This window comes from Shewanella sp. ZOR0012 (genome assembly GCF_000798835.1).
Lineage (GTDB): Bacteria > Pseudomonadota > Gammaproteobacteria > Enterobacterales > Shewanellaceae > Shewanella > Shewanella xiamenensis.
The window spans coordinates 3,869,890-3,883,579 of record NZ_JTLE01000094.1 but is presented as its reverse complement, the minus strand read 5'-3'; the positions used below and the strand labels follow the sequence as shown (position 1 = coordinate 3,883,579).

The 13,690-nt window shown below is 41.2% G+C and carries 13 protein-coding genes; 9 read left to right on the top strand and 4 right to left on the bottom strand.

Features of this window, described 5'->3' with window-relative positions; genetic code table 11:
- Positions 1-42 precede the first annotated feature (42 nt).
- Together L976_RS18665 and L976_RS23555 are read left to right on the top strand one after the other, a co-directional pair.
- Positions 43-666 carry a zeta toxin family protein gene (locus L976_RS18665; RefSeq protein ID WP_231570518.1) on the top strand — a complete coding sequence of 208 codons (624 nt, stop codon included), beginning with the start codon at positions 43-45 and terminating at the stop codon, positions 664-666.
- A 91-nt stretch (positions 667-757) separates the two neighbouring features.
- Positions 758-919, top strand: a complete 162-nt coding sequence (locus tag L976_RS23555) for a hypothetical protein (RefSeq protein WP_011622488.1) — start codon at positions 758-760, stop codon at positions 917-919.
- Positions 920-960: 41 nt separating this feature from the next.
- On the opposite strand, the gene L976_RS18660 is transcribed toward L976_RS23555, so the two are convergent.
- Together L976_RS18660 and L976_RS18655 are read right to left on the bottom strand one after the other, a co-directional pair.
- Complete coding sequence (locus L976_RS18660) at positions 961-2,814, bottom strand: DEAD/DEAH box helicase family protein (protein WP_047539215.1); 1,854 nt, start codon at positions 2,812-2,814, stop codon at positions 961-963.
- Between the two features lie 14 nt (positions 2,815-2,828).
- Positions 2,829-4,829, bottom strand: coding sequence for a DEAD/DEAH box helicase family protein (locus L976_RS18655; RefSeq protein WP_011622490.1), 2,001 nt, complete (start codon positions 4,827-4,829; stop codon positions 2,829-2,831).
- Positions 4,830-5,438: 609 nt separating this feature from the next.
- On the opposite strand from L976_RS18655, the gene L976_RS23390 reads away from it, so the two are divergent.
- From L976_RS23390 to L976_RS18630, 6 genes are all read left to right on the top strand, one after another.
- On the top strand, positions 5,439-5,606 hold the full coding sequence (locus tag L976_RS23390; protein ID WP_156143207.1) for a hypothetical protein: 168 nt from the start codon (positions 5,439-5,441) through the stop codon (positions 5,604-5,606).
- 3 nt (positions 5,607-5,609) lie between these two features.
- A complete protein-coding gene (locus L976_RS18650) occupies positions 5,610-6,521 on the top strand; it encodes an ATP-binding protein (RefSeq protein ID WP_050991333.1) in 912 nt (303 codons plus the stop codon).
- A 26-nt stretch (positions 6,522-6,547) separates the two neighbouring features.
- Positions 6,548-7,867 carry a hypothetical protein gene (locus tag L976_RS18645; RefSeq protein ID WP_037427793.1) on the top strand — a complete coding sequence of 440 codons (1,320 nt, stop codon included), beginning with the start codon at positions 6,548-6,550 and terminating at the stop codon, positions 7,865-7,867.
- A complete protein-coding gene (locus tag L976_RS22465; protein ID WP_052184028.1) occupies positions 7,864-9,735 on the top strand; it encodes a hypothetical protein in 1,872 nt (623 codons plus the stop codon). The genes L976_RS18645 and L976_RS22465 overlap by 4 nt, the downstream gene beginning before the upstream one ends.
- Before the next feature lie 19 nt (positions 9,736-9,754).
- Positions 9,755-10,390, top strand: coding sequence for an OmpA/MotB family protein (locus L976_RS18635; protein ID WP_023268028.1), 636 nt, complete (start codon positions 9,755-9,757; stop codon positions 10,388-10,390).
- A gap of 101 nt (positions 10,391-10,491) precedes the next feature.
- Positions 10,492-11,136 (top strand): HEPN domain-containing protein, encoded by a 645-nt coding sequence (locus tag L976_RS18630; protein WP_047539212.1) that lies wholly within the window; start codon positions 10,492-10,494, stop codon positions 11,134-11,136.
- A 112-nt stretch (positions 11,137-11,248) separates the two neighbouring features.
- Here L976_RS18630 and L976_RS18625 read toward each other — a convergent pair whose 3' ends face one another.
- Positions 11,249-11,530 carry a hypothetical protein gene (locus tag L976_RS18625; RefSeq protein ID WP_039978533.1) on the bottom strand — a complete coding sequence of 94 codons (282 nt, stop codon included), beginning with the start codon at positions 11,528-11,530 and terminating at the stop codon, positions 11,249-11,251.
- A gap of 42 nt (positions 11,531-11,572) precedes the next feature.
- A complete protein-coding gene (locus L976_RS18620) occupies positions 11,573-12,856 on the bottom strand; it encodes a metallophosphoesterase (protein ID WP_047539210.1) in 1,284 nt (427 codons plus the stop codon).
- Positions 12,857-13,383: 527 nt separating this feature from the next.
- Here L976_RS18620 and L976_RS18610 point away from each other — a divergent pair.
- The gene (locus L976_RS18610) at positions 13,384-13,572 is read left to right on the top strand and encodes a hypothetical protein (protein ID WP_023268032.1); all 189 of its coding nucleotides are present in this window, start codon (positions 13,384-13,386) and stop codon (positions 13,570-13,572) included.
- The last annotated feature ends 118 nt before the right edge of the window (positions 13,573-13,690 follow it).

The window sequence follows — 13,690 nt, the reverse complement described above, 5'->3', positions numbered from 1 at the left end:
TTTGACCCCAGTGCTTAAGATCACTAAAAGTGTTGAGTAGCCATGACGGATCAAGAGATCACTGAAAAGGCGATTAAAGAAGCCAAAAAGATGAAAAAGGAAGTAGCATCAAAGCTTGTTGATGCTTTTCCCTTGGAAGATCTGCCTGTTTCAGTGTTTATGGCTGGCTCCCCAGGTGCGGGTAAAACTGAAACGGCCCGTGCGATGATCCGCGCATTTGCTAATGAGCATGGTCAAGGCTTGGTGCATATTGAAAACGATGAGCTTAAAAAAGAGTTTGAAGATTATAACGGCTTGAATTCGCCTCTGTTTCAACGTCCCGCTGAGGCTATTCATGACCGCGCATTAAAGCGCAATGTAAGCTTCATTTTGGACTCAACACTCTCTAGCTTTGACAAGGCAAAAGACAACATTGAACGCTCTTTAAAACGGTCGCGTTACGTGCTTATTATCTTTGTTTATCAGGAACCTGAACAAGCATGGAAACTGGTGAAAGCGCGGGAGAAAGTTGAAGGCAGGCGAGTACCTGAAGCAGTGTTTGTTGAGCAGTTTCTGGAATCACAACGCGTGGTAAGTGAACTTAAACGCCATTTTAAAGACAAAATTAATATTACGTTCATCGAAATAACATTGACGGTGACAACGATAACCCCCACTTTAATGTGACTGACATTGACGCGTTATTGCGCAAAAAGTACAATCGCCAGTCCTTAGAAGCCATCGTTGGCCTAAATCCAGTTACATAAGGGAGGAAGTGATGCTATCTAAGCGTGAAAGAGTTAAATCAACAGCTTTCTCTGATTTTGTGCGTAATGCATCATCTAGAGAGAAAAAGAAGTTCTTTGACAAGATTGTGAAAGAGACCATTCAAGAACAGAAAGAGATGATCGCTAAGGCAAGCAAAGCTGATTGCTATTAAGCATATTCTATGACGATAAGCCGCTTTTTATAGCGGCTTTGTTATTTAAAGACACTGTCACTGCGAATTTTTGAAATTTGGATTGGATCCTGCCGTTTTTGGTCGGTGAGTGACTGAGAAAATTCGCCCCGTTGATATAGTAGAATGAGCGTATTGTCATATTCGCAGCCGAGAAGTTGGCAAATTTCTGTCATGTCATCGGCATCCATTGCACGTTTAAAAGCATCTTTTTTGCGTGATAAATTGTAAGTGCTAAAGATAGTTGCCATTACGCGTTTATCTGCCGTTATTTCTCCACCGCCAGGATTTACCACTTGGTTGAATTCCACCTCAATGCCATCGTTCAATTTAGCAGTGAAATCAATTGCTCTTGATTTAGCACAACTTGGCGTGTAGTCGTCATAAGTGACACCATTGACCCATTGCGCTTTAATCCAGTTTTTGTCGTCGCCTTTCATGGCTCGACCACTTTTCGGGTAGGGTGTTCCTTCTGCTAAAAATTCACCGCGGATGAGCTGAATGGCTTCAAGCACCTCAGGATCAGACGTATAGGCACTAAAATCAGCGTCTATACAGGAGAGCTTGGCGGGCACGGCGATATATCCCTTAGTTAGATAGGTCGCGGAATCATCAAGTTTTTTAGTGAGTTGAACTTGTGGTTCCGGTGCGATCATTGTGCCGCGATCGAATCCTCTCACCTGATACTTGTCGCAGATATCTTCAAAGAGTTGGTGTAAACCTTCAAAGTCTTCAGAATCATCTTTGGCTTCAAGATGATCGAGCAGATCTGAATAAGCTCTCACTGCATCTAGGTTGGTAAAGTGTTTGGCTTGGGTATTTTGATGATAACCACATGCTCTGCCGACGTTAGCTTGAACAACGGCTGCAATATTCGCGACTGTGCTATCCCAAGTGTTGATCAAGCTTTCTTTCATATTTTGGCCAAAGTTCACACCAGCGCGAAAGCCCGCCACAGTGATTGCAATCAGTTTGTCGTCGAACATTGCTGCTGTTTCATATTCCGACTTGAAGTCATCAATACTGCAAAGTTCGTGCTCAGCGACTCCGACAAGCTTTTGGCCGATAATGTAGATTTGCTCTTCGGCAATACCATGAGCCATCAGCACTTGTTTGGCAGTGCTAGCTTGACTGGATGGGACTCTGATGAGTGACCAACCTGGCCCTTCGTGTTCCATAAATTGACGAATGAAACGCTTTTGTAATAACGAATCATCACAAAAATCCCGTTGATCTTCACTTAACTTGATAAGTTGGTTGTGTCGATGCATTTCGCGGATTCCATGGTAGTCACTGCCCGTTTTATGGAACACCAGCTTAGTGTGGAAATTATGTCTTAGGATTGAATCGGCGCCAGCAGAATAGAGCGCACTGAATGGTGTTGCTGAGATAAAAACAATACAACATTCCGTGTTTTCTTTTTCGATGTAGTCAAATACCCGGCTGTATCTAATAGCCTCAATGTGGCTGCCATAGTGGCATTCATCAATGATAATGAGTTTGGGAGCCTGGTGTTTAAAGTCGGTTACTAAAGCGGATTCGAAATTGGCAAAGTTACTTATAACGATGTTAGGTGTCGGAGCTAAGTCTCTTTTGGCTTGTTCCTGTAATGCCACATCAGCCATGGTAACTAAGTACAAGGTATCCTTTAGACGTTTTCTATCGCAGATGGCTTCATCTGACAGGGCAAGGCGTTGTAATCCAGCAAGTACAAGAGCGATACCTGACTTTCCTGATTGCATTTCTGCGGCAACGACGACTGCTCGAGCGCCTGCCGAAAACTTGTCAAAAGTCTTCTTAGCCGCAATTCGTTGATGCTCATAGGTTGTTTCAATCGCTCGTTGTACGTGTTGCCGATGTTGTTCTGCAATATTCATAGTCAGAGAATCACTCAGTAGACTGCCTGTGTTTTATCAGAAAAGTGGGATTCGTCGCTTAGTTGTCCGGTTTTCTCTGGCAGTTCATTGTGTTGTTTTTTGGCTAATGAGCGGTCAATATCGTATTCACCGCGCTTATAGAGCACCATCATGGTGTCATCTCTTTCGATGCCAAAGTGATCGCACATCTGATAAACATCTTCTTGTGACATGATTTTTTTTGCCACATCACGACGAGAAATGTTGTAAACACTAAATATGGCTGCAGTGATGAGTTTGTTCTCTGATAGTTCTCCAGAACCTGGCGCTACAACGCGGTTAAACTCGAGTTCTTCGCCATCATCAAGCATTTGGGTATACATAAATGTTTTTTCTTTCTGTGTACCGTCTGCCCGCGCTTTTTCTGGATTATCAAAACTATCCCCGTTAACCCAGTGTGCTTTAATCCAATTTTTTCCTGCGCCACGCATGGCTCTGCTACCTTTTACACAAGGTGCGCCCTTAGCGGTAAATTCTTTGCGAATAATTTCTATCGCTTGCAGAAAATGCTTGTCTTGAGTGTATTGCCTAAAATTGGCATCTTCGTCGAGAAGTTTGGCTGGCACAGCAACATAACTATCAGTTTTGTAAGTCTCTACGTCCCCGATAGGTCGACGGCGTTTGTATTTTATTGTGAGTCCCACATCTAAGCCATTAACTTGATATTCCTGGCAGATGTCATCGAAAAACTCTTTGAGCCCTTCGAAATCTGATGCTGCCTGGTCTGAACAAGTTTGTTCTAGATGATTGAGGATTGCACCGTAAGCTTCAGTGGCATTTAAGTTTGTATAGTGAGTGGACTCGTTATTGCCGTGATAACCGCACGCTCGTCCAATGTTTGCTTGAACAACAGCCGCAACACTCGCAACTGTGCTATCCCATGTTGAGATGAGATTGTTTTTCATCATTGCACCGAAGTTGATGCCCGCGCGTGCACTGGCGACGGTAATTGCAATTAGCTTATCTTCGAACAATAATGCGTCATCAAATTCTTTTTTAAAGCGTTCAATTGAGCAGTGTTCATCTTCAGGCACACCACTCAATGAATTACCAATAATGTAGATTGAGTTTTCATCAATACCTTGGGTTTTAAGAAATTGCTTGGCTTCCATAGCTAAGCCAGCAGGAACCCTAACTAGCGACCAACCCATACCTTCATGCTGTTTAAATTGATTGATAAATGCATCGCGTTCAGCGGACGGGAACAGAAAATTGCGATTATCATCGATGAGTGCTTTTACTTTGTCATTACGTAACATTTCGCGAACGCCGTAGTACTCATCACTTGTTTTATGAAAAACCAGGCGAGTATTAAAGTCGCGTCTTAAAATCGAATCCTTGAGCGCTTTTGCTGCAATATCATTAGCTTCTTCTAAAAGCTCTAGGTCTTGGTTTGATTCTGCTTCTGTTTTGGCTTCGAGTGCTTCTTGATATTCGGTTTCTGCACCATACAGCGCACCAAACGGCGTTGCAGAAATAAATACCACGTTACAGCTGTCATTCTCTAGCTCTAGGTAATCAAAGATTTTGCTATAGCGAACCGCTGCGACATTGGACCCATAGTGGCATTCGTCAATGATAATCAGTTTAGGGGGATTGCCTTTGAACTCACTTTCTAGCGTTTTTTCAAAATTGACGAAGTTACTCACGACGACGTTTTTGGCTAACTTAAGATCTGCTTCAGCTTGCTCTTTTAATGCAGTATCAGGCATCGTGACAAGATAGAGAGTGTCTTTAAGTTGTGTACGGTCACAAATTTGTGCATCAGTTAAGCTCAACCGCTGCAGACAGCATAATGCCAGCGCAATTCCTGATTTACCCGCTTGCATTTCCGCGGCAGTAACAACGGCCCTGACTTGCTCACTTGATAATGCATTAAAAGTTTTCTGTGCAGCATTGATTTGATGAGAGTGCAGTGCGTTACTATCTAAAATTTGCTGCACTTTTTGACGCATGTTTTGAGCTTTTGAGTCCATTCTGGCTACCTTATTTTAAATTTCAAATACTATAACACGTTAATTTTAAGTAATAAATTTTAAACACCGCATGTCTAATTGAAATTGTGAAGTGAGATTTCTAGATAGTCTGGTAAGTGGCGACTACACCTGCATGATGCCACTGATGTTTAAGTTAATGTGTTTGTGTATACCTTAATGTAGTTGCAGATCTGTTGCTGAGTAATGCATATACAGCAAAGATGAAAACACCGTAATTTATAGTGCAAATATTTATTAAAAATATGATCTTAGTGAGTAGAAAAGGTTGAGTCTTATCGTGTAGCATGTGTCACATTCAAGCTTGCGTAAGGATTACCATGCCTGTTCCTCCCCCTTGCACGACATTTATTTGTTCTAATTGCGACTGGCACAAAACAGTAGTGTTCAAAAGTGATGTTATTACGCGTGGCTACAACTGGTTTGATGTATGTCCTAAGTGTGGTGGGGCGCTTGAAAAACGTCCTGCAACGATGATTGAGACTGGTTTATCGAAATTGACCAATATCTTCGTAAGATAATCAGTACTTTTAATTTTTTGTCAGGGATTGACGCAGTCTATATTTCTGGCTTTGTGATAAGGATTGTTGCATGTCTCAAGAAGTCATCACCAAATTTTCCGATTCTGTTGTGGGTCGCAGCAATATTTTGCAGCACATAGCCTGCATGCCCACCCCTCAATTTGCTCATCTACCGAATATGCACAAGGCTCTCAAGTGCCGGTTAGTCATCATTAAAATTTTGAAAGGAATGAAATAATTCATGAGCGACAACGCAATGCATGAACAGCAATTATTGCCCTACGAGTTACGAACACCACGAATTACACTTGAGAGTGATGTTATTTTAGCTCCAGAAACGCGCCGAATGTTTGAGGAAGCAATTGGCGCTATGCGTCATCACAAAACGATTTACACGGACTGGGGATTTGAAGCTGTAGATCCTATGGGACGTAATATGGTGCTCAACTTGTATGGGCCACCAGGAACAGGGAAAACACTGGCTGCAGAAGCTCTTGCAGGTACTTTAGGACGTCAATATTTCCACATAGGAATTTCGGAACTGGAAAGTAAATATGTTGGTGAAACAGCTAAGAATATCTCTTTGGCATTCAAAGCTGCCGCGATAGAAGGCGCAGTTATTTTCTTCGACGAAGCAGATACCTTACTTGGAGCGAGATTATCATCCGTTACCCAAGGAATAGATAATGAAATAAACGCTATGCGTTCAACGTTACTTATTGAATTAGAACGATTTGATGGAATAGTGGTTTTTGCAACGAATTTTGCAAAAAATTATGATAACGCTTTTGTAAGCCGTATTCGTTATCACATCGAGTTTAAACTTCCGGATATTGAAGGCCGTAAACGCTTGTGGCACAGGATGTTAGTTCCTGGCGTACCGCTTGAAGAAGATCGCCATGACATTATTGAACGTTGTGCGCATGCATCAGATGGATTATCAGGACGAGAAATTCGAACAGTGCTACGCACTGCTTTTCCAAGGGCTCTAGTTGAATGCCATAAAGAGCCAATAGTGAAATGGCAACATTTTGAGTCGGCGATAGCTGATGTACGCTCTGCAAACAGTAACGTCGGAATTAACCGTAAAAATGTAGTAAGTAATGCAAATAATGTTGATGCAGGTAGACGTCTACTTGGACTGACGGAATAGAAGAATAAAACAAAAGGAGAGAGTAAATGAGTTGGGTCAGTAATGTGTGTAATTTTGTTAGTTCAGCGGTAAGTACAGTCTCAAATGTTGTTAGTTCAGCATATGAGACTGCCAAGAATGTCGCTGGGAAAGTTGTTGGATGGATGGCTGAGAAAGCTGAGGTATTTATTGGTGGCGTAAAAAAAGCTTGGAAAGTAGTAAAACCTTTTGTGCAGCATATTCGGACTGCTTTACTTAACGCATCAAAACTAGCCCCATATCCATGGATGCGTTCAGCCCTAGTGATGCTAGAGAAAGGGCTAGGCGCATTGACTGCATTTGAAAAATCTCCAATTGCAAAAAAAATGGATGCAGCCATCAAATGGGCCATTAAATTGGCTCAGCGGTGGCAGAAAAACCGAGAAGATCTTTTAGACAAAAACAAACAACAAGATGACATGGAGCAAGCGAATGACTTGCTTACTGAAGATGAGTTAGTTCTTGCGAAGCAACATCAGGCTGAGCTGAGATTTGCAGAAGATGAAGTGATTCCTCAAGATCAACGGCATAATCTAGAGTTAGCATCTGCAATAAATGATTTTGAAATTGCTAAAAAAGAATTAGGTATGGCAATTGAAGCAGAACCTACCGATTTTGAGCATTATTTGCGTCTTCGGGCTACCCAAAAGTTACTTAATATGTCGGATAAGAAGTTACGTTCGGCATTAACAGTGGACGATTTGAGTTCAGATGACCTGTTTCTAATTCGTATTGCTTCAGATCTTATCAAGTCAAACCCAGAACTTAGCAAAAATGCCGCTGAACGTTTAGACCGAGTTTTAACCCGACTTTACAATAAAAAATTGACACCTTTTGTTTTTGAAGAACTGATTGCTTCCTGGGCAAAACAAGCTCAATCGTTGGGAGATGAATGGGCTAAGGCAAATGCAAGCTATGCTAAAGATAAAATGCTATTAAATCGCCTTGTCTTAGCTAAAAAAATCCAAGAAGAACTATCAAATGAAGAGTCATCTCAGCTATCCATACTTGAAAATAGCGTTCCTGAACAAAAGCAAGCACTCGACAGCTTAGCGAGCCAACAACGTGATGTAGAAAGATATGTTGGTGCAGCGGAAGGTTTTTTACAATTATTGGAGAAAACTGAAGAACAGATTGAAAGTGATGACCGCAGTTATTTACTGGAAGATGGACAGTATATTGGGAAGTTACTTATCGAGTGTGCTGAACATAATATTCCCTTCAGTGCATTAGAGGAAGGTGACCAATCACTTATCACAGACTATGCAAACATTTTCCAGCAAGAAGCTAAAGACCGTATGGATGCTATTTTAGAGGTAGCGGTATGAACTATGATGCCGTGCTAAATTTTTTAATCCCTGATCTTAGCGATCCGCTTCAAGTAACTTTCCTATTTCTTATCCTTTTCATGATGTCATTTACGATAATTAGTGCTCATGTGATTGCAAAGCCTAAGTCGTGGGAGGTCAAATGGAATCGTGGAACACCTAATAAGCCAAGAGATAACATCGAAATTGAGCATGGTAGTGTAACTGATTTGTGGAATGCAGTTGCGACTGCTCCTGAAAAGTTGGTGGAATTAATGCCTAGCTTACTACTAGTTGTAGGATTGCTCGGCACATTTCTTGGATTAGGTATGGCACTTAATCATGCATCTAATATTCTGGGTCAGCCAAATGCGCTTGATGCTACAGGTGCTGCAGACAGTATGCAGCACTTGTTAGGTCTACTGAATGGATTAGGTACAAAATTTAAAACCTCTACTTGGGGCATTACAGGTTTTATATTTCTTAAAATATGGAGCGAATTTGCGCGTTTTGACGAAAAGCGCCTCAATTGGGTCATTAGCAAAGTAAAAGTTGAACTAGAGAAACGAAAACAACAAAACTTAGATTTGAGCTCAGAAAAGCAAGCTGCTTTATTTTCTACAATAGCTATAGCCTCGCGCAATATAACCGAAGTGTTATCTGCTGAGTTTAATCAGTTGAGAGCTCAGCATAAAGTTCAACATGAACAAGGTTTACATTCGCTTGAGCAATTTTCGACTCATTTACGTGAGGATATTGAAGCGCTGAAGTTGAGTGGTCAAGTTGTAATTCAAGAAGGATTTCAGAAATTCAATGATGAATTTAGTCATTCTCATTCGCAAACTAGGAAGATCATTGAGAGCAGTCTTAAACGTGTTGAGTTAGCTGTAGAGCATGTTTGCATCGCAACGAAGGAAGTCAAAGAAAGTGTCAAACTTGTTCATGTTGAATCCCAAGCTACAAATATCGCAATGCATGACTTTACCTATAACACCCAAAAAGTGGTCGAAAATATGAGTGAGGCTGCTCAGCATATGGCTAGTGGTGCTAATCAAGTTGGGATTGCGGCTAATGAGTTAGTTGGTGCAATAGACTCATTCCAGGCTCAATTTACTGAAGTACTGGATAATGTGCGCAACGATTTAGGCAAGGCGATTAACGATATGAGCTTACAAGCATCCGAAACATTGGAGCGAGGAAGTTCTCAACTTGGATCTGCAACGAGAGATATATCTACTGCTCTTTCTGTTCTATCTTCAGATGTTAAACAAACCATGGGCGATGTGAAAGACTCCATTGAAAAAACTTTTATGATGCAAAAAGAGGTCAGTAAGGAGTTTGTTATGTCTAGCTCCATATTAAATGAAAATATTGCAATGGCTACAGAGAATAGTGAGAAGGTGAGTAATACTATTCAAGATGGGCTAAGAGCTATTTCTGATTCTAATCAGAAAATGCGTAGTATTGGTGATTCGCTTAAGAAAAATGAATTGCATTTACAAGAAGTCATTTGCAATCTGTCAAACTTACCTATAGCTTTAGCACCATTAGTGGAACTTTCAGCTCATCAAGATTTGCTTCGAACAGAGTTAGTACAGTTTAGACAGGATTTCATATCAAGCAATGAGAGTCTGGATAAAAATAGTCTAAAACTTGAAAGCGCAGTAAATGGAGCGATTGAACGTTCAGATACAATTATTCAGTCTTTGTTAGCACTACCAGAATTAATTCGATTACTTAATACATCTCCCCACTCACAACAACTATTACTAGCATTGAGTCCGTTACCAGAAATTACAATTAATCAACAAGCTCTTCTCTCAGAAATTCAAAAAGTACGCGAAGTACTAGAAGCAAGTAATGGTCCACTGGAGTCTGAAGTGGCGTGAGCCAAACTGATGAAATGATATGAAAGAAAAACCTAGTGAATGGATAGCCATTTCAGACCTTATGGCTGGAGTAATGGCTGTAGTAATGCTATTGCTTGTTGTGGCAGTTTTGCAAAAAAGCATGAGTGATCTTCGTTACAAAGAGGAGTTAGCTAAAGCGTCGGAAAAGAAAGATGATCCATTACTGAAGGTGACTACATTATTAGATGAAATGTTACGAAACTCTAATGCATCAGAACTCATCGCTTTAGATAAAGCTACGAGAAGGTTAACTCTCCGTGATGGTGTTTTTGAACGGGGGAGCGCTTGCCTCAATACTGAATCCAAAGCAGCGGTAAATGCAATACAAGCTCAATTGGTCAGTTTTTTGCTCGACAATCCTAAAGCAAAAATTTTGGTAGAAGGTTACACAGATAATATTCCTGTTAGCCGACCAGTGACTGATTATCAAAGATTTTGTACTGTTTATGATGATAACTTCACTCTCTCTGCAGCAAGAGCTAGAGAAGCTAGGAGGGAGTTAATTGGTACATTAGACGCTAGTACATCTAAGCGTATAGTCGTTGCTGGATATGGTGAGTCCAAACCTTTGGAAGGTATAGAACCTTCAGATCCAAGAAATCGCAGAGTCGAAGTACAGTTATTGATTGAATAACGAGTCGAACGATTGTTTACTTAACATGTGGCAACTCGTTTATGGTTTATATATTGAACGAGTTCTCATTGCTGAGAAAAATCTTAAAGGGACAAATAGCAATGGATTTTGTACAGCTAAAAAATCAACAAAGGATATTACGTGAACAGTCACCGATCAATCTTAACTTGCGAGTTCATCGAGCGTTAAGCTGGTTGCAACGAGCTGAAATGGCGGATGATGACGATGGTCGTTTTATTTTTCTCTGGATAGCATTTAATGCTGCTTATGCCACTGAGATTGATGAACGATTTAAGTTGTCAGAACAAGAATCTTTTAAAAGTTTTTTAGAGAAGCTGTGCGAGTTAGATAAACAAAAACAGATAGATCAGTTAGTTTGGCGGGAATTTTCAGGCAGTATCCGTATCTTACTTGATACCCCGTTTGTGCTACAAAGTTTTTGGGATTTTCATAGCGGTAAAATAACTGAAGACAAATGGAAAGAGCGGCTTTTGCAAGGTAAAAAGAGGGCGAGCCACGCCTTGTCGAGTGGTAATACTCCTATTTTGCTTGGTGTTATTTTTAACCGCCTCTATACGATGCGCAACCAATTAATCCATGGCGGTGCAACATGGAATAGCTCTGTTAATCGCAAGCAACTTAAAGATTCTGCTAGTTTACTCAGCAAACTTGTGCCATTGATTATAGAAATAATGATGACTCATCCTGAAACACTTTGGGGAGATGCATGCTATCCTGTGGTATAAAAGCTAGGCGTACAGTCGATGAATTGCTACATGGTCGATTCATAGTCATGCATTCTTACTCGGGAATAAGCGCTTGGTTTGGATGAGCTTATGTACACAAGCATTTTGTAATTTAGTAACCCCAATCGGATCTTGAAGTCAGTTCTTGGATATTGGTGATGTTGCCATCGGCTTCGGTGAATGGAAAGCCTGTGGACAGTTCTATCCCTAATGCATAAGCATCGCAGCATGGGCAAATAGCATAAAAATCCTTCCCCTTTGCTAACACGCTCTCTGGAATCGATTTAATCGACGGGCGCAGCTCTAGTATCTCGAGCAATGTCTGATGGATAATGTCTACTCGGGGAGTACTACACACTTTGCAACTATCACCCACTTTCAAATATCGTGTCATATCTACTTTCCTAATTAAGAGATTGTTGGTATACATCTGCGCTCAATCCAGCTCTGAATTCATCACCAGCCGTAAGCGCTTGGCTAATCGGTCTGCAGCGTCAGACTCCAACTCCTGATTGAAATAGCTTTTGGTTATACCCATCAGATAGCAGGATAACTCCCCCCAGCTTGCTTGTTGAGCCAAAGTAGCCAAAGGGGTTATATAGTTGTCATATTCGTCACTGCACTCATCGAATCCGTTGACGAAGGCTGGATCCCAATGGTTCAGCAGACACTGACGGATCTCCTCGCATTTTTCTGGCTTTAATAGTACAGAGGTATAGCGATCGGCAAGCTGGTCAAATAACAGCCTCATCGCCGCAACTCCCTTTTGACCAAACTCCATGTCGCTTAAGTAGTTAAAGTTGCGCTCATGCAGTTGATGTTGCGTCTCATCATGCCACCAGCTGTAAGCTACCAGCTCTTCTTGCACACTGGCCGCGTTGTAATCGACACATACCACCTTAGCGCTGAGTGGTGCAGGGAGTCCAGCTAGAGTGTAGTGACCAATAACAACTGGTATCTCTATTATCGGATTGCAATGTTCATCAGCCAGTGGAATAGGAGGGATACGATTGACCATATTTGGCTGTACTTGGGCTATATCTCTATAGGTTTTGGCCTCTTCACTCCACCATTTTATCCGGACTCTGTGACGCTCAGTCCCCGTTTTATCCTGGAAGCTATAACCTTGCGGTAATGCTAATTCTGGACCCTTGAGCAAGATTTCACATAGCTGATATAGCTCGTGCCGCTCGTCGAAGGCATTGGGCCAATGCTCAACCTTCAAGCTGTTATCCTCGTTGAGATATGGCAGAATTCTTTGGATGGTCGCCTCGTGCCAGCAAGCATGAATAGCCCTGACATGACCAAAATCATAAAAGAGAGGCAGCTTCATAAACCAGTCAATCCAAGCTTTATGTAACTCACTTCCCTCGTCCACATCTTGAAGGAAAAGTTGATGCTGTTTGCGGTTGTTATCATTGTGGCTGCGAAGCGGTAAGCCTGTATCTGGGTGCTTTAGTGCCCAACCAACGGCATTAAATTCATGGTTTCCCATCAAGCAACATGCGAGTCCCTGATCGCATAGATCCTTGACCAAGGTTAAAACCCCTTGATGATCGATTCCGACTTCGTGGCCGTTATCGATCAGATCGCCGATGAAAACAAGGTGGCGACGTTCTTGAAGCAGATCCGCAATAAAATCGAGATGCTCGAGCAGTGCACGAAGCTTTCCGTCTTGCCCATGAATATCACCGATAAAAATCAAATCTTGTTGCGTCATAACTCACCAGAGATCAAGCTGTGAAAAAACTTAGCCATAAAGAATAGGGTGCATAAACTCCGGATAAGAACATTTGAACAAATTGCCCTCGTTGAGCTCAGAAATTTAGACCAAGAGAAACCCCATTACACCGGAGTGCCTATGCATAAATTAGTAGAAGTATATTATTATGTCGATGATTTTTTGATATTTTTATTCGATAATGGGAAAGTTATGTTAACCGTTGGTATACTTCAACGTACTGACCGCATGACAATGAGCGAAGTGATGGCTAACATCATACTTTCACTTTCTTAAATAGACTCGTCCTAATTCATGTTGGTACTTTTAAACTCATTTAGAGAGAGTACTTCAGCAAATAAAATATCTTAGCGTGATTATTCACTCGCTTTTAAGTTTTAGATTTGTCGAGCATGTGGGGAAAGTCTGACCGAAGCTGTGCTAATAAGATAAGTAAGGTATCCTAGGTTGCCCCTGTGTGTTATTTTGGTTGTGCAAGTATGAAAAACGGAAAAATGAGGTAATTTATGAAACTGGAAGAGGTAATCGAAGCGTTAGAGTTTAACGATTATCAATATACTATTCAGGGGAATGTTATCCGAAGTGGTGGTTTCACCATGATTATTGAAGATGACGTTATCAAAGTAACCAAGCCCCATCATGCCCCAATAGAATTTAATGATTTGGATAAATTTAATTATTTCTTATCGTTATAAAGAAATTGAGAAGAGATGATGTCCATAATTCGTCGCCAGTTTTTTACAGAATAAGATTCTTTTTTAAGCTTCACAGCTGGCTGTTAGTGATAACCCCATTACTCAAAGAACGTCTTAT

Excerpts from the sequence above, each read along its gene's own strand:
- L976_RS18665 (WP_231570518.1), top strand. The coding sequence starts at position 43 with ATGACGGATCAAGAGATCACTGAAAAGGCGATTAAAGAAGCCAAAAAG.
- L976_RS18635 (WP_023268028.1), top strand. The coding sequence starts at position 9,755 with ATGAAAGAAAAACCTAGTGAATGGATAGCCATTTCAGACCTTATGGCT.
- L976_RS18620 (WP_047539210.1), bottom strand. The coding sequence starts at position 12,856 with ATGACGCAACAAGATTTGATTTTTATCGGTGATATTCATGGGCAAGAC.
- L976_RS18625 (WP_039978533.1), bottom strand. The coding sequence starts at position 11,530 with ATGACACGATATTTGAAAGTGGGTGATAGTTGCAAAGTGTGTAGTACT.
- L976_RS18610 (WP_023268032.1), top strand. The coding sequence starts at position 13,384 with ATGAAACTGGAAGAGGTAATCGAAGCGTTAGAGTTTAACGATTATCAA.
- L976_RS18660 (WP_047539215.1), bottom strand. The coding sequence starts at position 2,814 with ATGAATATTGCAGAACAACATCGGCAACACGTACAACGAGCGATTGAA.
- L976_RS18655 (WP_011622490.1), bottom strand. The coding sequence starts at position 4,829 with ATGGACTCAAAAGCTCAAAACATGCGTCAAAAAGTGCAGCAAATTTTA.
- L976_RS23390 (WP_156143207.1), top strand. The coding sequence starts at position 5,439 with ATGTCTCAAGAAGTCATCACCAAATTTTCCGATTCTGTTGTGGGTCGC.
- L976_RS22465 (WP_052184028.1), top strand. The coding sequence starts at position 7,864 with ATGAACTATGATGCCGTGCTAAATTTTTTAATCCCTGATCTTAGCGAT.
- L976_RS18645 (WP_037427793.1), top strand. The coding sequence starts at position 6,548 with ATGAGTTGGGTCAGTAATGTGTGTAATTTTGTTAGTTCAGCGGTAAGT.
- L976_RS18650 (WP_050991333.1), top strand. The coding sequence starts at position 5,610 with ATGAGCGACAACGCAATGCATGAACAGCAATTATTGCCCTACGAGTTA.
- L976_RS23555 (WP_011622488.1), top strand. The coding sequence starts at position 758 with ATGCTATCTAAGCGTGAAAGAGTTAAATCAACAGCTTTCTCTGATTTT.
- L976_RS18630 (WP_047539212.1), top strand. The coding sequence starts at position 10,492 with ATGGATTTTGTACAGCTAAAAAATCAACAAAGGATATTACGTGAACAG.